Source organism: Paenibacillus luteus, assembly GCF_006542765.1.
Lineage (GTDB): Bacteria > Bacillota > Bacilli > Paenibacillales > Paenibacillaceae > Pristimantibacillus > Pristimantibacillus luteus.
In genome coordinates this window covers 284,283-304,886 of sequence record NZ_SKCD01000044.1, presented here as the reverse complement: position 1 = coordinate 304,886, position 20,604 = coordinate 284,283, and the positions used below count along the sequence as shown (strand labels likewise).

At 47.6% G+C, this 20,604-nt stretch carries 15 protein-coding genes; 2 read left to right on the top strand and 13 right to left on the bottom strand.

The window, feature by feature from the left end; translation table 11 throughout:
- Window positions 1–9: 9 nt before the first annotated feature.
- The 11 genes from E0496_RS27320 to E0496_RS37005 form a co-directional block, all read right to left on the bottom strand.
- A complete protein-coding gene (locus tag E0496_RS27320; protein WP_141505007.1) occupies window positions 10–774 on the bottom strand; it encodes a DUF3891 family protein in 765 nt (254 codons plus the stop codon).
- Window positions 775–811: 37 nt separating this feature from the next.
- Window positions 812–1,129: a chorismate mutase gene (locus E0496_RS27315; protein ID WP_141505006.1), complete on the bottom strand. Its 318-nt coding sequence runs from the start codon at window positions 1,127–1,129 to the stop codon at window positions 812–814.
- 77 nt (window positions 1,130–1,206) lie between these two features.
- Entirely contained in the window at window positions 1,207–1,671 is a 465-nt protein-coding gene (locus tag E0496_RS27310) for a hypothetical protein (RefSeq protein ID WP_141505004.1), read from the bottom strand.
- Window positions 1,672–1,713: 42 nt separating this feature from the next.
- Window positions 1,714–2,202: a hypothetical protein gene (locus E0496_RS27305; RefSeq protein WP_206669881.1), complete on the bottom strand. Its 489-nt coding sequence runs from the start codon at window positions 2,200–2,202 to the stop codon at window positions 1,714–1,716.
- Between the two features lie 195 nt (window positions 2,203–2,397).
- Window positions 2,398–3,429, bottom strand: a complete 1,032-nt coding sequence (locus E0496_RS27300) for an LLM class flavin-dependent oxidoreductase (protein WP_421924788.1) — start codon at window positions 3,427–3,429, stop codon at window positions 2,398–2,400.
- Window positions 3,430–3,774: 345 nt separating this feature from the next.
- Window positions 3,775–4,602 carry a carbohydrate ABC transporter permease gene (locus E0496_RS27295; protein ID WP_141505001.1) on the bottom strand — a complete coding sequence of 276 codons (828 nt, stop codon included), beginning with the start codon at window positions 4,600–4,602 and terminating at the stop codon, window positions 3,775–3,777.
- The gene (locus tag E0496_RS27290; RefSeq protein ID WP_139991546.1) at window positions 4,599–5,483 is read right to left on the bottom strand and encodes a carbohydrate ABC transporter permease; all 885 of its coding nucleotides are present in this window, start codon (window positions 5,481–5,483) and stop codon (window positions 4,599–4,601) included. The genes E0496_RS27295 and E0496_RS27290 overlap by 4 nt, the downstream gene beginning before the upstream one ends.
- 90 nt (window positions 5,484–5,573) lie before the next feature.
- Window positions 5,574–6,866, bottom strand: coding sequence for an ABC transporter substrate-binding protein (locus tag E0496_RS27285; protein WP_141505000.1), 1,293 nt, complete (start codon window positions 6,864–6,866; stop codon window positions 5,574–5,576).
- Window positions 6,867–6,967: 101 nt separating this feature from the next.
- Window positions 6,968–8,023 carry a response regulator transcription factor gene (locus E0496_RS27280; RefSeq protein WP_141504998.1) on the bottom strand — a complete coding sequence of 352 codons (1,056 nt, stop codon included), beginning with the start codon at window positions 8,021–8,023 and terminating at the stop codon, window positions 6,968–6,970.
- Window positions 8,016–9,794: a sensor histidine kinase gene (locus tag E0496_RS27275; RefSeq protein WP_141504996.1), complete on the bottom strand. Its 1,779-nt coding sequence runs from the start codon at window positions 9,792–9,794 to the stop codon at window positions 8,016–8,018. The genes E0496_RS27280 and E0496_RS27275 overlap by 8 nt, the downstream gene beginning before the upstream one ends.
- Window positions 9,795–9,850: 56 nt before the next feature.
- Window positions 9,851–9,982, bottom strand: coding sequence for a hypothetical protein (locus E0496_RS37005; RefSeq protein ID WP_277755889.1), 132 nt, complete (start codon window positions 9,980–9,982; stop codon window positions 9,851–9,853).
- 377 nt (window positions 9,983–10,359) lie between these two features.
- Here E0496_RS37005 and E0496_RS27270 point away from each other — a divergent pair, with 377 nt between their 5' ends.
- Both E0496_RS27270 and E0496_RS27265 read left to right on the top strand, forming a co-directional pair.
- Complete coding sequence (locus tag E0496_RS27270) at window positions 10,360–17,058, top strand: DUF7507 domain-containing protein (protein ID WP_421924786.1); 6,699 nt, start codon at window positions 10,360–10,362, stop codon at window positions 17,056–17,058.
- Window positions 17,055–18,734, top strand: a complete 1,680-nt coding sequence (locus E0496_RS27265) for a DUF11 domain-containing protein (RefSeq protein WP_141504992.1) — start codon at window positions 17,055–17,057, stop codon at window positions 18,732–18,734. Before E0496_RS27270 ends, E0496_RS27265 begins: the two co-directional genes overlap by 4 nt.
- A gap of 159 nt (window positions 18,735–18,893) precedes the next feature.
- Here E0496_RS27265 and E0496_RS27260 read toward each other — a convergent pair whose 3' ends face one another.
- The gene (locus E0496_RS27260) at window positions 18,894–19,748 is read right to left on the bottom strand and encodes a sugar phosphate isomerase/epimerase family protein (RefSeq protein ID WP_241675013.1); all 855 of its coding nucleotides are present in this window, start codon (window positions 19,746–19,748) and stop codon (window positions 18,894–18,896) included.
- A 12-nt stretch (window positions 19,749–19,760) separates the two neighbouring features.
- On the bottom strand, window positions 19,761–20,570 hold the full coding sequence (locus E0496_RS27255) for a phytanoyl-CoA dioxygenase family protein (protein WP_141504991.1): 810 nt from the start codon (window positions 20,568–20,570) through the stop codon (window positions 19,761–19,763).
- Between the last annotated feature and the right edge of the window lie 34 nt (window positions 20,571–20,604).

Sequence of the window (20,604 nt, the reverse complement as noted above, 5' to 3'; positions counted from 1 at the left end):
TATGGTTTCTTACTCTTCCCGTTTCGGTTGAAATCGCAGCTTATGCTCCCTAGTCTCTTCATCCTGGTAAGCTGCGGCGACGCCAGACTTGGTGATTGAAGCCTTGCTTACCTCTTTATACCAAAGAGACGTATCCACCGCTTTACTGAATGGAAACGGATCCAGTTCAATGATATTCGGCCCCTTCCAATCAGCGAGCAAAGAGGTTTGCCCTGAACGATCGAACCAGTAAGGAAACCCTTTGGCGAACCACTCGTAATTTTGACGCGGTGTGCCCGGCTGCTCCATGCAAACAAATAAAGACAGCTCATCACATAGCAGCAGCGCCTTGGCATGCAGTTGAAGCAGCTTCACATCCAGCCCTAACTGCTCAATAATCGAGCTCTGACGCGAGAATTCCCTTTCCACAAACGGAATCGTATCCTCGTTTCTGAATCTCTCGGCAAGCGTCGTATAGAGAATACTGCCCAGCAAGGCAGCATATTCATTTGTTTCCTGCACACGGTCCAGCCCTTTGGAGTAAAAAGTAAACCTGATGTTGCCCGGAAAATCACGGAAAGAAAACGGAGCATTTGCCGCATCATTCCAAAGCGGAATTCGGTCGAGCTCTATCCAACTGCTGTCATGCTCATACGCGGCACAAGCAAGCTCATCTCTGCGCTCAGCGCTATGAAACAACTCTCCTTGCCAAGCGCTAACAAGGTCGCCGGATATGCGCGCGTGATCATGCTGTGCTATGAGGATGAAAGAATCTTCCTTCTCGTATACGATCATCGTTGTCCTCCTTCTCAGCGAGACAAAAAGTATGGGATCAGGCTTCTATTTTTTCCATTGAATCGTTTTGCGTATAGGCTTGTTCAATATCTTTATGCCGTGAAATGACGACATCCATCAAACATCTGTAAATGGCTACGGCATATTCCGGGTCCAGCTCTTTGCTGGCTGCGATCCTTTTAATCTTTTCAAATTGCTTGGATTCACGGCCTGAGTCCTGCGCCGCAAGCTGATTCATTGCTTTATAGATACCCACTTCTTCCGTTAATTGAAACCGTTTTGCCAGCAAGGAAATAATTTCCTCGTCCAATTGATCAATCCCTTGCCTTAACCCATCTAGTTTGGAAGCTTCCATTACGCCTCTCCCTCATCTGTCCATTTTCCTATAATTGTACCATTTCATCATCCCTAGTAGGTATGGTGAAATTGATTTTATTTGAATATTTTATTCATTTGAACGTAATACTCCGCTTCTTTAAACGTCATCTGCGGCACGCTCTCCAGCCATTCCACTTCCGAACCAATTGCCTGATAGCCACCCAACAGATCTAGCCCTGTACTCTGATCACGGCCGATTCTCCGCCAAACGATGAGCTCTCCTTGTTTAGCAACCTCAGCAATGATTAATGTGCACCATAAATCGCAATCATCCGGACACATTAGAATAGGAATGGTTTCTATCTCTTTAGAGGATTGGTATCTGCTTAAAAGGAATGACCTCTGTTCTAGATCATGAACCCAATTCAATATAGTAGGAATAAGACCAAGAACCTGTTTGTCAGGATAAACGCGATGGAGCAATATATCTAATGGAACATCGTCAATAACGATACCTAAATGCTCATCCGTGCAATACTCGCTTCTTATATTTTTAACTTCAATACGATTCTCCGCCAATTTTGCTTCCCCAATCAGGAGATATTTTGTACAACCAGCCAATCATTTCGTCATAAAGCCTTGAAGCGTCACTTTGATTTGATTTTCTTTTGCCCACGCCTTTATTGCGGTTATTCCTTGAATTTCCTCCTCCAAATACCTAAAACTCAGCTTAAAAGGAACCATGAATTCCCCTGTCGTTTTTATACCAATCACAGGCTTGAAGTATCCCATGATATAAATAGCTTTAATGTTTTCCGCTTTAATTGTCATCCCATTTAAAAAGAGGGATTCCCTATGTAGCTTTATCTTGAATGGCTTCTTAAAGCTTCGATAGAGGGTCAAACCCATACCGGTAAGGCAAATGGTAATAGCTATGTATGAAAAATAGGATAAAAAATGAGTATAGTCGTTGGACTTAATCAAACTGTAAATGATGAGAGCCGTTGAGAAGCCGATCGATATTAATGTTGGCAGCTGTGAAGGATGACTAACTTTATAACCTTTGTCATCTAGAACCATGATATCTCCTTTCGAGTTTAAACGATTCACAATTCGTGTATCATTAAATCATTGCGCAACTCCCCTCTTATGTCAAATAAAACCAACTGATAAAACAAATCCTTTAGCCCAAAACAGCTTGTTTCAAAATATAAAAAAGGCCAACCAGGCATGCTGGCTAACCTAATCATACGTATAGCAACCCCGTGCATGAATGACCGGGACCATTTTTTCTCTTATTGCACATTATTTATTCTGATGGGCTCTATTAATCGCTGCATTCCTGATCTCTCTCCGCACGACAGGTGCAACCTTTGTGGCTAGCAGCTCGATCGAAGTCGCAACCTTCGAGAAGGGAATTCCGCCTATATCGAATTGTGCCATAAACCGGTGATGTCCAAAAATCTCATGCTGCGCCAAAATCTTCTCGATAATTTGCTCGGGACTTCCTACCGCAAGCGCATTGATTGGGCTGGCCAGTTGCTCGAAGCGCTCTCTGGTCAGTTGCTCGCCTCTGGCGTTTCCGCCCATGAAGTTTTCTAAATAATAGGCATAATAGGGATAATATTCATCCTTGGCCTGTTCGGTTGTTGCAGCAATATAGCTATGACTTGTAATCGCGACTTTCAGCGACTTCAGATCATGACCTGCCTGTATGCCGGCTGTCCGATACACGTCAACCAACGGCTTGAAATACGAAGGATCACCGCCAAGAATTGCAAGTGCCATACCAGTGCCGAGCGTACCCGCAAGCTCAGCACTCTGAGGTGTGCCTCCGACGCCAACCCATACAGGCAATCGCGGCTGCAGCGGCCGCGGAGCGATTTCAGCATCTAGAAGAGCCGAGCGATAACTGCCGTTCCAAGTCGTTCTATCCGCTTCGCCCAGCTCCAGCAGCAGCTTGATTTTTTCATTAAACAGCTGTTTATACTCACTAAGCTCATAGCCAAACAAAGGAAATGATTCCACATATGCGCCGCGCCCGGCAATGATTTCCGCCCGGCCATCGGATAGCAAGTCCAAGGTTGCAAAATCCTCAAATACCCTAACCGGATCGGAAGTTCCCAGCACTGTAGTCGCGCTAGTTAAGCGAATGCGCTTGGTGGCTTGGGCAATTGCTGCCAATACGACAGGTGGAGAGGTTACTACGAAGTCCAAACGATGATGCTCTCCAACGCCAAATAAATCAATACCCGCTTCGTCCGCCAACTTCGCCGCCTCTACGATTTCTTTCATGCGGTCTCTCGGGCTTATGGATTGACCAGTAACCGGATTCATACTGAGATCACCGAGCGTATAAATGCCAAATTCAAATGGCTCAACACTTTCTCCCGGCCGTGCAGCTTCTTTCTGTAATTCCTCTTTGATGATAAACACCGCTTTCATTGCTTTTATATGCAAAGACATCAGATGTCTTTATTCAATTACCTAGTTACTTTACGTAAGTAATATTACATAAGTTATTAAGTTACGTCAAGTTAATGAGTATTCAATTTCCTTATTTTCCTCTTCCCTAGCGAATACAAATAAGACTGACACAAGTCTCCTTGTATCAGCCTTTTCATTATAAACTAAATGGTGAAAGTTATTAATAGGCAAGCACTTCGGCAGCCTGTCTTGCTGTTATCCTTTGACCGCGCCCTCAGCAATCCCGTGCATGATGAATCGTTGGAAAAATGAATAGATGATGATCACCGGAATCGCAGTCAGCACTAGCGCAGCCAGGATAAGCGACCATTCCTTGTTGTATTCGCCGAACAGTGTATTCGTGGACAGGATTAACGTATAGTTACTGGTATCCGTAAGCATAAGGAGCGGCAGCAGGAAGTCATTCCATATCCAAAGAAAATCAAGGATGGAGATCGTTACTGTGATCGGTACGAGCAGTGGAAAAATAATTTTGAAAAACGTTTGGTATTCATTGCAGCCGTCAATTTGCGCAGCTTCCTCTAGCTCTCTCGGGATCGACTTTACAAATCCATGGTAGAGGAAAATCGCCATGTTGACGCCAAGCCCAATGTATATGATTGCAAGCCCATACGTGCTGCCTTGAACGGACAAGGCTTTGGCCATTCTAGTCAATGGGATCATGATCGAATGAAACGGAACGAGCATGGAAGCAATAAACAAGAAGAAAATAAAACTGCTGATTTTGCCGCTCGTTCTGGAAAGCTTATAACCGGCCAATGCGGCACAAAAAACGATCCCGCCGATTCCGATGACCGAAATGACAATGGAGTTCACCGTGCTGTTCAATAAATTAATTTGATTAAAAGCATCTGCATAGTTGTTGAAATGAAGCTTGGTTGGCAAAGAAATGAACGATTTGAACATTTCTCCCTGCGTTTTGAAAGAGTTAATAATCGCCAGATAAATAGGAAAGAAAGAGATTGCCGCCCCAATGGACAGAATGACCGTAATCAGAATGGAGGATGCCTTGTTTTGCCTCATGCTTCCACCTCTCTTCTCTTCATCACTTGAATTTGAATAAACGTAAAAATCAGAATAATGATAAACAAAATAACCGATTTCGCGCTGGCATAGCCATAACGGAAGTTGTTGGAGAACGCTTCTTCGTAAATATTCATCGTAATGACCTGAGTGCTTCGGCCAGGGCCCCCGCCAGTTAAGCCATAAACGACTTCAAACACCTTGAAGGCGCCATTGAGCGTAAGGAAGAAACAAATCGTAATGGCATGAGTAATCATGGGCAGCGTCACATTGCGGAACGTTTGGAATGCATTAGCACCATCGATTCTCGCCGCTTCCTTCAAGCTTTGCGGCACGCCTTGCAGACCCGCCAAGTAGATGATCATCATGTAGCCGACACCGTTCCATAACGATACGGTTAGAATGGAGAAGAAGCTGACCTTCGGATCTCCAATCCATGCTTGGTCTAGAAAAGTCAAAGCTGTTTTCTCTGCGAGCTGAGGCAGCACCTGAGCGAATACGAAAGTCCACATAAATGCACTGATAATTGTACTGATCATGTTCGGCATAAAGAAAATGGTCCGGAAGAAGCCTTTCGTTTTGCGGCGCGATTCAATGAATACAGCCAACAGCAGCGCGAACACATTTTGCAAAACGACCATAAACACGACGTATTTTAACGTAAACAGCAATGAACCTACGAAATCCGGGTCCTCCGTTAGCGCCTCGACAAAGTTGCCGAAGCCGATAAAGTCGTAGTTTCTGTTCAGTCCGTTCCAATCAGTGAAGCTGTACACCATTCCGCTTATCGTCGGAATCAACAGGAAGACGGCATATAAAATAAATGCGGGCGCGACAAACGTAAACAGCGAGATGTATTTTTTGTAGCTCTTGGTCGGCACAGTATCCGCCCCTCTCCTATGTGTCTCTAATAAAAAAGGGATGAAGCGAAGAAGAACTCTCGACTCCTCTTCATCCCTTACCTTATGCTCTTATTTGTTGACTTTGTTGTAGGACTGCCATGCCTTGTCGAGCGCTTTAAGAACGTCATCTTGGGACAATTGACCAGCGTAGTAAGCTTGAAGGCCTTTGCCCACCTCGTCTTTTACGGATTGAGGAATTTTAGGCTCTTGATAAGCTTTGCCTTCTTTGATGTACACCATCGCATCGTTGACCCAAGGATAGCTGTCATACGTGTGAATGTTTGAAATTGGGTTGAATTTCAAGCTTTGGAAGAAATCGTTGGAAGCCGTATCATCGAGCACATAGTTAATGAAATCAAGCGCTACTTCTTTGTTTTTTGTTGTTTTGGATACCGCAAGGGAAGTGGAAGCACCCATGTTGATAAGCGTTGCGTCCGGATTGTCATTGATCGGCAATGGCGCTACGCCGAAGTCCATATTCGGATCGTTTTTCAAAATCGTTTCTGCGTACCATGGACCTTGCAGCCACATTGCGCCTTTGCCAGCAGCAAAAGCAGCTGCGCCATCATCTCCGCCGACCTCGGTAGCTTTATCAGTACCATTCGCATTAATCAGGTCAAAGATGTCGAACATCGACTTCATTTCTGTAAATGAACCTTCGTCCTTGTTCATGCGTTCAACGAAATCTTTGTTGCCTGTTTCAATTAGCGCGCCTGCTGCGAGCGGAAGCAGCAGTTGTGGAATCCATGCTTCTTTATAAGAAAGAACGAAAGGCGTAATTTTGTTCGCTTTCAGCTTCTCAGTTACAGCTTTCATTTCCGTCAATGTTGTTGGAGGCGTAATGCCTTGTTCCGTGAAAATCTTTTTGTTGTACAAGTAACCCCATGAGATCGTCTCCAAAGGAACTGCAACAACTTTACCGTCATTCGTTGTAACTGCTGGCTTCACGCTGTCCAGCAATTTGCCAACGAAAGGCTGATCGGACAAATCTTCGAGGTATCCTGCTTTATAGTAAGAAGGAATCTCGTTCGTTGCATGCAGGGCAAAAATGTCAGGCGCATCATTAGATGCAAGCCGTGTTTTTAAAATTTGAGCCGCATTATCGGACGTTGGCATTTCAAGTTGTACAGAAACATCGATATTTTTATCCGCTTTTTCTTTCGCTACGAAAGCTGCGATATATTTATCGTATTGTTCCTTGAACCTTGGCTGAGCGATAAACATTTTGAGCTTAACGCTCTTTGCTTCTCCGCCTCCTGTTGAACCGCCTTCATTGTCGGTGCTGTTCGCATTGTTGCCGCAGCCTGCAAGCACGGTTGCTGCAAGAGCAGTGATCATCATACCTTTAACTATCTTTTTCATCTAAATTGACCTCCCAGAAGCTTGTTTTGTTTACGCTTTCATTGTAGCTAATTTTTGAAAGCGTTTAATTGGACAGAATTAGACTCTTTGCTTGGACAATTTTAAACCTCGCTATTTTTCCTCATTTCACCTGGCGCAATGCCAAAATGCTTTTTAAATACACGGTAGAAATACGTAATGTCCTCATATCCCGCCATTTCTGCGATCGTTTTTATCGGTATGCTCTCATCGAGCAGCCAGTCCTTCGCCTTCACCATCCGCAGATGGAGCATATAATCCGTTACATTGCGACCGAATTCCTGTTTAAACATTTTGCTCAAATATTCCTTGCTTACAAAAAATGCTCTTGCCAGCTGCTCCAGTGTGACCGGCTCTGTATAATGCTCCTCCATATACAGCTTGACCTCAGCCAAATTCAATTTATTTTTGAATTTCCGGTGCTGAATAAGCTGCTCCAGCATGGCTGTATAACGCCCTTTCAGAAAAGCTTCTGTATTAGCGCATGACTCTACGGCTTCCTGTCCGTAATCCGCATGCAATGCCTCGCTTTCTTGCGAGTTAGCCTTCATAAGTTCTTTCAGCAGCAGTAAAAGCTCCTGCATAACTTGCTCGAGCATCGCCGGCTTCGTTACACCATTGCTCTCAAGTTCCTTCATCATATGGCTAAGCGTTGCCGATACGCCGTCAAGGTTAAGATCGTTATAGTGGGATCTAACCAGCTGCTTGAAGGTCGCGAGCGAATATGACAAATCCAGCGATAAGGGACTGCGCTCGTTCTGCGCAGCTTCCAGCACCCGCTTGCAATTTTGCAGAGCGTTATTCAGCTCCTTAGGATCAACAGGCTTCAATAAATAATCAACCGCTTTATACCGGATCGCATGCTTCGCATACTGAAAATCATCATACCCGCTAATGACGACGGTTTTGATGTGCTGATGCTGTTCACTCAGCATTTGCAGCAGCTGGACGCCGTCAGTACCGGGCATGCGCATATCGGTAATCACGATTTGGGGCTGCAATTGTTCGATTAATTGGAGCGCCTCTTTGCCATCTTCCGCTTCCCCTATAATTTGCATTCCGAGCTCATTCCATTCACCAAACGCTTTAATAATATCTCTTGTCCAGCTCTCATCGTCCACGATCAATACCTTAATCATGAAGCTCACCTCCCCGTTCCATCGGAATAATTACCGTTACTATCGTACCTTGATTAAGCTCGCTCTCCATGGCAATCCCGAAAGAAGCGCCAAAATGCATTTGAATGCGGGTAGCTACATTTTGTATGCCGATGCGGTTCCCATGCGTCCATAGTTGTCCTGTCTGGTTATGAAGCCGTTTCTGTAGGCTGGTCAGTTTGTTCTCACTTATGCCCACACCATTATCGCTAATTTGAATTCTTACCGTTTCCTGTTCGCAAATGATCGAGATTTGAAGATGCCAATCGCCTGATTTATTTTCCAATCCATGCATAAACGCATTTTCCACGATAGGCTGCAATGTCAGCTTCGGAATTCGGCAACCCAACGCAGACTCATCTATTTTGATCGCATAGGTTAGCCTAGAGGAGAATCGCTGCTTCTGGATCAGCAAATAATTGTTCAAATGATCCATCTCTGCCTTTAACGTTGCCAGGTCATTTGGGTCACGAATGACATATCGGAACATATCGCTAAGTGAACGGATAATTTCGTAGCTCTCGATCGGTTTTTTGGTAAAAAGCATACTGCCGATCATTTGGAGCGTATTTTGCAGAAAATGAGGATTAATCTGTGCTTGCAGCGCCTTTAGCTCCGCGGTCTTCTTCTCGAGATTCATGCTGTATTCTGTTTTAATATGCTCTCTTATGCGGTAGGACATGTTGTATAGCTTCGTCTCTAGCAAGCCGATCTCGTCTACCCGAGTGGTTTGCGGTAATTCCGTTTCTTTGATGAGGCCAAGTCCTTGCATCGATCTTGCCAGCGTGACGATTGGGGTCGCTGTCCGCCAAGCCAGCAGCGTGGCAACTACTATGGACAGCACGATCGTTATCGCTCCAATAATAAGACCAAAATGCATCGTAGACTGGGAACTTTTGTTAATAAAGCTGGTTGGGATAATCGTCACCAACTTCAGCCCTACCGAATCAATGGAATTATAGAAGACATATTCCTTGGGCATTCGGAAGTACCCTTGCCCTTCACCGGCTTTCTGCACCATGGCCATCACCTCATCCGACGGCTTTTCCCCAAAAGGCTGGTACAAGATATCACCGTCTTCACCCGCAATTAAAACTTTGTGCTCCTCTCCCCTCCCGATCAAATCCAGCGTTTGATCCAGCATCGACCATTTGATTTTCAATGAAATACCGCCGAGCTTGTCCCGGTTTTCGAATCGGTTAATGCTGCGAATCAGTTGGAATTCTCCACTTTTAGCCTGCGATCTTATAATCAGGTCTTTCTGCTGCTCTACGAGCTGCTTGTAAGGTTCCGGAATTGTCCTCGGTGTCTCAAGATCATACTGATAGGAGCTAATGGTAAACAGCTTGCGCGGCTCGCTTAAATAAAGCTCAACACCAGTAACTTGATTTCCTGCGGAATAAAACAAATTGCTGAGTGTGTCCATAATATTTTTTTGAGCTGCGAACTGGTTATAGATGGTAGATCCTTCCGTACTCGCCAAATAATCGTTGAGATGAGGGCTGATCAGTACGGTATAAATCATGTTGTTAAGAAGCGTAAACTGATCGCCCAAATAAACGCCTGTCCATTTCATATTGGAAAGATTCGTGCTAATGACTTCCTCTTCCATGGACTTGCGGTTGTTTTCGGTGGCGAGAGCCGTCACCGCCACGATCGGTATGACGGACAAAAAGATCATCGTAAAAATCAGTTTATTGCGAATGCTTCTCCGGAATGGATCAGTCACAATTCTAATAAGCCTCTCAAACATCAGATCAGGCACCCCCCGCTTCGCTTCTAGATGATAGGATATCCGTGATCATTACTTTAAATCGACGGCCACACACAAAAAACCAACACCCTTGTCCCATCAGGCGTTAGTTCGGTTGCTGCTGTCATCCCGATTGGAATGACAGCTATATAATGATATCCAACTTCAACAGTTGACGCCGCTAACATTGCATAGCCCCTATGCAGCTGCAGCGCTCGATCCCCATTGTATCCGTTTCACATCTTTTCTTGCAAATCCTGTTTGTTGTAAGCGTTTTAAATAGTATAGCTTTATCGTGAAAACGTTTAATTGGATTATTTTAACCTTATCGATTGGACTATTTTAAACTTATTGGCTTGAATAGCTGCTCTCCCACTCCATGATGGGCCATTTTTCCTAATTAAGATATCCGGTCTAATCTTTTTCAAACCTTATAATTATTTTTTTGTAGACAAACAAAAAAATTGAAATGATTCATACAATTGAATAGATAAGATCTTGATTCATCAAGAGGGGCATCCTTAACCCCTAGTTCTAATCCTATTGAGTAAAGGGGGTGAATCCAATACCTCTGGTCGTCCGTGCAACCTTGAATGCAACCGGCGCCATTACGTTTACAGGGAATACACTGGGCCTTAGCCGCTCCGAAGTAGCAGGGGTTCCGGGCACATCTGACAGTATTGGCGCTTTCGTTACAACAAACACTGCCGTTCGATATGGTACATACCCTCTCGGAACGACAAGCAACTATTTAGAGAACAGTTCAGCGGCCACTCTCGTATTGCCAGCCGGAAGCACTGTCCTTTATGCGGAGCTGATTTGGGGCGGAACCTATATTAATGGAACCGTTAATTTAAGCGCGGCCATCAATAATCCGGTTTCATTTCAAACACCGCTTGGAACATCGAGCGTATCGCCAGATGCTGCAACCAGCAATACCTTTGATCTTGGGGGAGGCGCTTTCGGTTATACCCGATCGGCAAACGTTACCGCTCTTGTACTGCCAGCAGGTGCTGGTACGTATACAACGGGCAGTGTCGTCGGAACGATTATCATACCAGGCGATTCCACGGCTAATCACGCAGGCTGGACACTAGCCGTTATCTATCAGAATCCTTCCTTGCCCTTTCGCAACATGTCACTGCGTGCAGGAGCTATTCTCGTCCAGAGCACGTCTGGGCCTGTTAATACGACAATCACTGGATTCGCGACACCGATATCCGGAGCGCTTGGCGGCAGAGCCTTGTTCAGCGGGCAAGAGGGCGATGCTAACCGTACAGGAGACCAGGCGCTTTTTGGGCCCACGTCGGCAAGTTTGGTTGCCCTCTCGGGAACGAATAACTTTGCAAACAATTTCTTTGCATCACAAATCAATAATGACAGCGGCTCATTAAATACAACCGGAACCTTCGGTGACCGCAATCAAATAAACGGGGCTCCCGGTTCCAATATCGTTGGTGGCCGCCAAGGCTGGGACATTACCAACGTCGATATTTCGGCAAGACTCACAAATAACCAAAGCTCCGCAGTACTGTCACTGACAACTTCCGGGGACGCCTACGTACTCAATGCTAATGCGATTCAGGTCAACATCAATGCCCCTTTGATTACCGTTGCCCTAAGTGAGAATGCAACGGGGCCGACGATCGGCGATATCATTACGTTTACGGTTACAGTCAGCAATTCAGGAACGGCGAACGCTGCCAGCATCGTGTTGACAGATACATTGCCGGCCGGTGTAACCTTTGCTCCTGGCAGTGTTACGGTTGGAGGTGTCGCCAAACCGACCTTCGACATTCGAACAGGTGCTCCGCTTGGATCTCTGAATCTTTCAAGCTCAATTACGGTTACTTATCAAGCTGTCGTCACCTCATTGCCAAGTACAGCGCAGCTTTCGAGCACTGCAAATGCTGCTTTTACCTTTCAAAGTGTTGCCGGCGGTTCTATTATCACGGGAGTTATTCCATCGAATACGGTTACGATTCCCGTATATGCTCCTAATTTGTCCATTGTAAAAAGTGCGAACACAACGAACGCAACGGTTGGCGATCAATTCACTTATACCCTGCTTGTGTCCAACAGTGGAAGTTCAGCCGCGATTGTCAATTTAACAGACAATATTCCTGCCGGAACGACCTTTGTTCCAAACAGCTTTCGCATTAATGGTGTCGTCGTTCCTGGAGCAAACCCGCCAGCAGGCGTCTCCATTGGTTCAGTAGCCGCCGGAGGGTCTTCTACCATTACGTTTCAAGTACAGGTCAATTCGCTGCCCTCGCCACCGCAGCTCGTTAATCAAGCATCGTCCACCTATACGTACCAAATTCCGGATGGGAGAATCTTTTCAGGCTCATTAGCTTCAAATACGATAACGATTCCAGTTCGGCTTCCGAGCGTCATGGCCGTCAAGAGTGCCAGTCTGGCCGATATCGCAGTTGGTGAAACTCTTACCTATACCCTTATCGTCACGAATAGCGGCATTGCAGCTGTTACGAATGTCAGCGTAACGGACCCTATTCCTTCCGGAGCGCAGTTTGTGGCAGGAAGCGTTGTCGTCGCAGGAACTTCACAACCGGCGGCAAACCCTGCTAGCGGCATATCGATCGGAACCATATCGCCTGGCAGCTCGGTAACCATTACCTTTGGAATTAACGCGGTAGCGGTTCCAAGCTCAGGCACCTTCATCAATCAGGCTTCCGTCTCTTACAGCTCGGGCGTTTTCTCAGGTTTATCTCTTTCAGGCTCTGTGACAACTCCCGTCTTTCAACCGATCATTAGAGTTGTCAAAACAGGTTCGCCGTCTAATGCTACCGTTGGCGGTAATATTACCTATTCGTTCATTGTGAGCAACACAGGCAATATTACCGCACAAGGCTCGCTGACAGATAACATCCCAAGCGGAACAGCTTTCGTGTCCGGGAGCGTAATCGTGAATGGCCTAGCCCAGCCAGGTGCCAGCCCCGTAACCGGAATTCCACTTGGCGCATTGACAACTGCGGTTACTTCAACGGTTTCTTTTCAAGTGGTGCTAAACACCTTGCCATCGCCTGCCACACTGATCAACCAAGCCGTAGTCGGCTTCACCTACCAACTGCCAAGCGGTCGAAACTTATCCGGAAGCAGCAGCTCCAATACCGTAACCCTTACCGCCCAAACGCCAAACGTAATGGTATCAAAAAGCGCCAATTCAACAGCAGCCGCGATTGGCGATATCATAACCTTTACGATTAACGTTGCGAATAATAGTATTGTACCTGTAACGAACGTTAATTTCTCAGATTCCATACCTAGCGGAACAAGCTTCGTGAGCGGCAGCACGACGATTAACGGCGTGACAAGCGCTGCCAATCCGAACACGGGCTTTTCACTTGGCACGATTAATCCGTTAACAACGGTTACCGTTGCCTTTCAAGTACTGGTAACTTCACTGCCTACTCCTGCTATTATCGCCAACCGTGCCGGCGTCAGCTATACTTCTGGTGCCTTTAGCGGATCATCCTTATCTGGAACGGTAAATATCCCCGTCTTCCAGCCAATCCTATCGCTTGAGAAGCTGGCCAGCACGCAAAGCGCAACGGTCGGGGATACGTATACTTACACGATTCGGATCAGTAATAGCGGCAATACCGAAGCCATTGTTACACTGATGGATAACATCCCCTCAGGCACGGTATTTGACCAAAACAGCGTACTCATTAGAGGGGTTCCCTTTCCTGGCCTAAGTCCAGTTACGGGCATACCGATCGGCAACGTCTTCCCCGGTACAATAACTGAAGTCAGCTTTATTGTGACCGTTACTTTCTTGCCCAATCCTCAGCAGCTAGTCAATCAAGGTGTAGCTCAATATAACTATATCCTGCCTAATGGAAGATTACTTAGCGGGGTTTCTTCTTCAAATACGGTTAACATTCCTGTTTCACCGCCGAATGTCACGTTAACAAAATCCGTTGGGCCAACTTCAGTAGTTGTCGGCGACACTTTTACTTATGCCTCCGTGGTGACGAATAACGGGATCGCTCCTGTCAACAATGTGTTGCTTAACGATGCCTTAGCGGCAAATATTTCTTTCATCGCAGGAAGTGTAATTGTAAACGGCAGTCCCCGCGTGGACGCAGCACCATCCACCGGCATTCCAATCGGTACCCTAGCCCCTGGCGGCTCTGCTACCGTAACATTTGAGGTGAGAGTAACGATGGCAGTCCCCTCCCAGATCACGAACCAATCAACAGTTAGCTTCACTTCGGGCGCATTCTCTGCATCATCCTCGTCCAATACGACGACGACACCTGTCACGCAGCCGCAAATCTCCTTATTGCTTAGCGCAAATACCAGCAATGCTACGTTAGGAGATACAGTTACTTATACGGTTCTCGTTAGCAATGCTGGAAACCTCGAAGGTTTACTTACCCTTAGCGATTTACTTCCGGCCGGAACGACCTTCTCTCCTAATAGTGTCGTTGTCGGGGGCGTGCCGCATCCCGGGGAATCTCCAATCACAGGCATCAACGTCGGATCCATTCCTCCAGGAGCCTCTATTCCCGTCACTTATTCCGTTGTCATCACGACACTGCCGAGTCCTCAATTTTTAGTCAATCAAGCGACGGCTGCGTATACGTTCACGCCGCCTGACGGAAGGCTTCTTAACGGAAATGCCCAATCCAATACGCTATCGATTCCCGTCTCCGCACCCAACGTTGCCGTAGTAAAAAGCACAGCTTCGGTAGATGCAGCAATCGGTGAGGTCATCACTTATTCCATAGCCGTTAACAATAGCGGAATAGAAAACATCAACAACGTCATTCTCAATGACGCTATCCCCGCAGGCGCCGCTTTCGTTCCAGGCAGCGTAACCATTAATGGTGTACCCAATCCAGGCGTACCTGCTTCAGGCATCTCACTTGGATCAATAGTCGCATCTGCTACAGTAACCGTAACCTTCCAGGTTACCGTCGTTGCCATTCCCGTCACAGGCCAAATTGGCAACCAAGCCAGCGTCACCTTCACCTCTGGTGTTTTCTCTGGCATGACGATATCCAACCTCGTCAATACGCCAGTATATCAGCCGATCATTTCCATGGCAAAAAGTGCAAATACCATTAACGCAACAGTCGGCGATACGGTTAGTTACCGGATCGATGTCAGCAATACGGGAAATTATGCAGGCACGGCAACCGTCACGGACAATATTCCTGCAGGTGCAGTCTTCGTCCCAAATAGCGTGTTGATCGGCGGGGCCCCCCAGCCTGGCACAGATCCAGTAGCCGGAATTCCCATTGGCGCCGTGGCGCCAAACACAACGGTTTCCGTCGTCTTCTCGGTTATTATCGATTCGCTCCCGAATCCGCAACAGCTAAGCAATCAAGCAAATGCGACCTTTTCTTTCACGCTCCCAAGTGGACGAACGCTCAGCGGAAGCGCACGCTCCAATACCGTTGTCATTTCGGTATCCGCGCCTAATGTTAGCGTCGCCAAGAGCGCCGCTTCTACATCCGTAGCTGTCGGAGATATCGTCACCTATTCCATTTCGATTCTTAACAGCGGCATAGCAGCCGTCAATAATGTCATATTTACGGACCCGCTGCCCGTCGGCAGTGCTTTGATTCCAGGTAGCGTACTCGTTGATGGTGTAGCAAGACCTAGCGCAAATCCAGCTACTGGAGTGGCCATCGGCACGATTACCCAAGGTCAGACGGTGCTTGTTTCCTTTAATGTAACGGTTACTTCCCTGCCATCTCCAGCGCAGCTCAGCAATCGGTCATCCGTCAGCTTTACATCCGGAGTATTCTCAGGCGTAACCTTTTCCAATACCGTCATCATTCCGGTGTACCAGCCGATCCTGACCGGCGTCAAAAGCGGAAGCACAAGCAACGCTACGATCGGCGACACCGTAGTTTACACGATAGCTGTGCAAAATACCGGTAACTATCCGGGAACCGTCATTCTCACCGATATTATCCCTGCTGGTACCAGCCTTGTGCAAAACAGCGTAATCGTGAACGGCCAGCTCGTACCAGGAGCAGATCCTGCTGCAGGTATTCCATTAGGCAATGTTTCCACGACAGCAACGGTTTCATTTTCTCTTGTCATCAATGCTCTCCCGCCTGGCCAGCAGCTTGTCAATCAAGCTTCGGCCACCTACAGCTTCACGCTGCCAGATGGTCGCACCTTAAACGGCGCTTTTTCCACAAACACATTGTCGATCCCGGTTTCTTCGCCGAACGTGACAGCTGTCAAAAGCACAACGGCAACTGACGCCGTTATTGGAGATATCGTCACTTACCGTTTATCCGTAACCAATAGCGGAATTGCCAATATTAATAATGTTCAGGTCGTCGATCCGATTCCTACAGGCGCATCCTTCCAGATCGGCAGCGTGCTGGTCGATGGAGTTGCACGCCCGGCTGCCGATCCCGCCAATGGCATCATCCTCGGAACGATTGCGCCTGGCGCAACCGTACTGGTCGATTTCAATGTGCGCGTTAATACGCTGCCAAATCCAGCATCGCTCAGCAATCGCGCCACCGTCAGCTTTACGTCAGGCGCTTTCTCCGGCAGCACCTTCTCCAATACCGTGGTGACACCGATCTATCAGCCGCTGCTATCGCTTGCCAAATCGGCTGACACCTCAAATGCGACGGTTGGAGACACGATTACTTATTCACTCGCCATTACTAACACTGGGAATATTGCAGCAGACGTATCGGTGTTCGATACCATCCCAACTGGTGCGGCTTTCATACCAAACAGCGTACTCGTGAACGGAGTACCGCAGCCGGGTGCCAATCCAGCCGCAGGCATTCCCATTGGAAGCGTGCCTCCTGGCGCAACGATCAGTGTAGTCATCACACTGCAGGTGACTGTCGATGCCCTGCCTTCGCCTCAGCAGTTGGTTAACCAAGCGACAGCAAATTTCTCCTTCTCGCCGCCGGATGGGCGTGTGCTTACCGGAACCATTTTGTCCAATACATTAACGATCCCGGTCTCATCGCCAAATGTTTCCGTCTTAAAGAGCGCTTCTTCCATCGATGCGGTCGTAGGCGACACCATTACGTATACCATTATTGCGACGAATAACGGCATTGCAGCCGTTAACAACGTCATACTTGTCGATCCGGTTCCCGCGGGCACGACCTTTACAGCAGGCAGCGTCACCGTGGATGGCTCGCCAAAGCCTTCCGCAAATCCGAACACTGGCATTTCGATCGGAACGATCGCTCCAGGAGCCAGCTCAACCGTAACATTTCAGGTGCTGGTTACAACCATATGAGCCCGCTGCCTTTCAATCAACCCATGCTCCAAAACCAATCGCTCGTCCAATTTGCTTCGGGCAGTGTAGAGATGGTCACCTACTCCAATACCGTCAACACGGCTCTGATCGGCACCCGCGTCCTGATTGACAAAAGCGCCTATGAGAGTGAGGTATTCCTTGGTAGCACGATCACTTATTCCCTCATTGCAACCAATGCCGGAAATGTAGCGGGAACGGTCACGTTGACCGACAAGCTGCCAGAGGGGACATCGTTCGTTGCCAATAGCGTCCTCCTTGACGGCGTCCCCGTCCCAGGCGCTAATCCTGATACAGGAATTGCGCTTGGGAGTTTGGCGCCACAAGAAACGACGCGTGTCGTGTTCCAGCTTATCGTTGTTTCTTTGCCAGGAAGCCTGCAACTCGTCAACCAAGCCCGTGCCGATGCTGTATTTCAAACCGCCGAAGGACGCTCCATTACAAGCACCAGCTATTCCAATAAGCTAGTTACTCCAGTAAACAACGTATCCATCGCAGCCGTTCTAAGCGCAAGCACAAATCAAACCTTTCCGTCTGATTATGTAACGTATCGCTTAACAGTCGTCAATGAAGGCAATCTTGCCCTTCGGGACGCGACTGCTTTCATCACCCTACCTGTCGGTGCACTCTTTGTCCCCGGCAGCGTCACGATCAATGCCGTCATTTCCCCTGGGGCTGATCCTCGGACCGGCATACCGATTGGCTTGTTGAGGACGCAGTCCACTGTCTTTATTACGTACCGTACCCAAACGACAGAGGATTCTCCTGAATTGTCCATCAGCCAAGCCATTATCCGTTATCTGGTCTCAGGTACGCCTAGCTTTATCGAATCTAACACGGTTACCGTTACGCTAATTAAGCCGGAAATCACGGTGACCAAGCAGGTAGACCGAAACAACGCGATTCCTGGTGATTGGCTGCGCTATGCCATCACGATCAGCAATGTGCAAAACATCGCGGTAGACGCTGTACTTGAGGATATCATTCCTGCTGGCACCGCATTCGCACCCGGCAGCTTGAAGCTTAATGGTGCGCAACTGCTGGGTGAAAACATGGAGGATGGCATTATGCTTGGCACGTTAATTGGTCAATCCCAAAACATAGTAACCTTCGACGCCATTATATCCTCGCCTTTCACAGGCAGCTCGCCAATAACCAATACAGCTAGGGCCAACTATACATTTAGACTCTCTGATGGGAGAGTCGTAAGTTATACCGCTTACTCCAATACAGCTGCGACAACGGTGGCTTCGCCAATCATTACGATTGAAGCGAATGTAACTCCAGCTAGCGTAGAGTATGGCGATTCAATCACGATTCATTCGATGGTTTCAAATAAAGGTAATTTGGCTGCGGACCTTGCTTTTATCAGTGACTTTCCTCTTGGTGTCGATATTTTGCCAAAATCATTCCGGGTAGACGGCAGACGGCTCCCTCCTAACGCTTATGACGGAAAAGGGAGCTGGGAGCTCGGCAACCTACTACCAGGCGATTCACTGCAAATCGTATACTCTGCCATTGTAACCGATGTGGTCTCGGGAGATGAAATGATAGGGTATGCCCGAGCCAAATACAGCTATCCAAGTGGAAACCAGACATTTACCGGCGAAGTAGAGTCAAACGTACTCACCGTATCTGTCAGTGAAGATGATGAATAGGAGCTTCACGCAACAAGAAATGGCTTCGCCCTCCTCTCTAAGAGGAGGGTATCCGTTATGCGTAGAAATAGAAGACTGCTTTATGGTATGAAACCTTTAAAATCTTCTACTATTAAAAAAACCTGACTGGCCGCTACCGCGCATCCAGTCAGGTTTTTGCTATAGGCTCGATTTATCCCACAGCTGCTGTACAAGTTTCTTCAAATATAACGATTGCGCCCAGCGATCGCTAATTTCGGTTGTTCTGGAACCAGACTCATCTAAAGTAATGGCGTATGGTGCAGGCCCAAGTTCAATGACAACCGGAAAACAATCATTCTCATTCCTTTCCGCTTGTCTCCAGTGCCTCATCGCACTCTCCCACCATCTTGCAAAATGCGGCAGCATCGGATGAGCACCCGCTTCTCCCGGATCAATCTGAATCTGCTCACCGTTTGAGATACGTGTGTGAATGCTAGAGGCATTTGGCAGCAGCGACTGAAGAAGCGCTTCCGCCTCTGGAGAGACCGTATGCAGTTCCCCTGCTACGACATAATGAGAATAATCGATTGTAAGTTCCAGCGATGGAAGCGACTCCAAAAATTGCGCCGTGCGAATGAGATCCTGCGTGATCGTGCCGCGATGCGTCTCAATATAGACGGGTATGCCCGCTTGCCGAGACAGCGCATCGATGCCCGAGAGCAATTCAAGTGCTGAATCTCCAGTTAAGAAGGGCTTCATGACCTGAGCATTAATGTAGCGAACCTTGCCAAAGGCTGCTGCCTTCTCCAAAAATTCGGCCATATCCGTTAAACAGGTCGGATAAGCATTGACACTGTAGGCTAAGCCATATTGCTCCAGCAGTTCCTTCCACCGTCCGCTCTCCTCTAGAGGAGGAACAAAGGCATTAATGCCGTCGAATCCGTTCTCTGCAATTCGTTTTACCTTCTCTTCCATTCCAGCGGGGTGCCCGGCTGTTCCATGCAAACCGTTCATCCCCCACCACGACATTTCAACCTGCAATTTTCCGTTCATGTTCTTCCCCATTTAGTGCGGATAGGCCATTTCGAAATCAATTCCGCAAGGGCCTCCGTTCGCATTGATTTCTAAATCGACAGCCGTCCCATCCTGCCTGAACAGCGGACGATAGTGGGTATTAATATGTGTGGCGGAAACATTCGCATAATGGCAAATAAATGCGCGGCGGAACTGGTCCTTGGTCTTGTTGCGGTAGGAGCCATGAATGAGGTTGCCGTTAAAAAACAATACATCCCCTTTGTCCATGATGACCGGCATCGCCTTCTGGTCCTTCGGCGGCTTGACGTAATGGGTGGTGAAGGATTCTGACGAATCCGCCATCTCCGGACAGCTCAGCTCATGCTCGCTCGTCTTCGGAACAACAAGCAGTCCGCCATTCTCTTCATTCGCTGCATCAATCGCCGTCCACGCTGCGATGCAGTTGCCCGGCTCTACCTGCAGATAGAAATTGTCCTGGTGCAGCGCTTGGCCCCGTGAGCCTGGCGGCTTGTAATAAAACATGCTTTGAGCAGCAAGCGCCTCTTCGCCATACAAATCGGACAGTACCTCCATTACCGGCTTATGAAGCAAATATTGCTTAGCGGTCTCATCAAAGCGATGCGGATGCATTACACGCGGATACCGCTTCAAGGGATCATTGGTACTCCCATCAAGTACCGGCTCAAACAAGCCCGGAATGGTTTGATGGCTAATTTCCTCAAATTTATTTTCAATAATGCGGACATCCTCTTCCGAGAACAGCCCTTTTACAATTAAATAACCTTCCGTGCGGAACTGCTGAATTTGTTCTTCGGTTAATGTGTTTAATACATTCGACATGGGCGGTTGCTCCTTTAGCGATAGATTCGTTCTT

Bases quoted from the DNA above. Each gene is read 5' to 3' on its own strand.
- E0496_RS27320 (WP_141505007.1), bottom strand. From the start codon at position 774: ATGATCGTATACGAGAAGGAAGATTCTTTCATCCTCATAGCACAGCAT.
- E0496_RS27315 (WP_141505006.1), bottom strand. From the start codon at position 1,129: ATGGAAGCTTCCAAACTAGATGGGTTAAGGCAAGGGATTGATCAATTG.
- E0496_RS27300 (WP_421924788.1), bottom strand. From the start codon at position 3,429: ATGAATCCGGTTACTGGTCAATCCATAAGCCCGAGAGACCGCATGAAA.
- E0496_RS27295 (WP_141505001.1), bottom strand. From the start codon at position 4,602: ATGAGGCAAAACAAGGCATCCTCCATTCTGATTACGGTCATTCTGTCC.
- E0496_RS27285 (WP_141505000.1), bottom strand. From the start codon at position 6,866: ATGAAAAAGATAGTTAAAGGTATGATGATCACTGCTCTTGCAGCAACC.
- E0496_RS27280 (WP_141504998.1), bottom strand. From the start codon at position 8,023: ATGATTAAGGTATTGATCGTGGACGATGAGAGCTGGACAAGAGATATT.
- E0496_RS27275 (WP_141504996.1), bottom strand. From the start codon at position 9,794: ATGTTTGAGAGGCTTATTAGAATTGTGACTGATCCATTCCGGAGAAGC.
- E0496_RS37005 (WP_277755889.1), bottom strand. From the start codon at position 9,982: ATGTTAGCGGCGTCAACTGTTGAAGTTGGATATCATTATATAGCTGTC.
- E0496_RS27265 (WP_141504992.1), top strand. From the start codon at position 17,055: ATGAGCCCGCTGCCTTTCAATCAACCCATGCTCCAAAACCAATCGCTC.
- E0496_RS27260 (WP_241675013.1), bottom strand. From the start codon at position 19,748: ATGAACGGAAAATTGCAGGTTGAAATGTCGTGGTGGGGGATGAACGGT.
- E0496_RS27255 (WP_141504991.1), bottom strand. From the start codon at position 20,570: ATGTCGAATGTATTAAACACATTAACCGAAGAACAAATTCAGCAGTTC.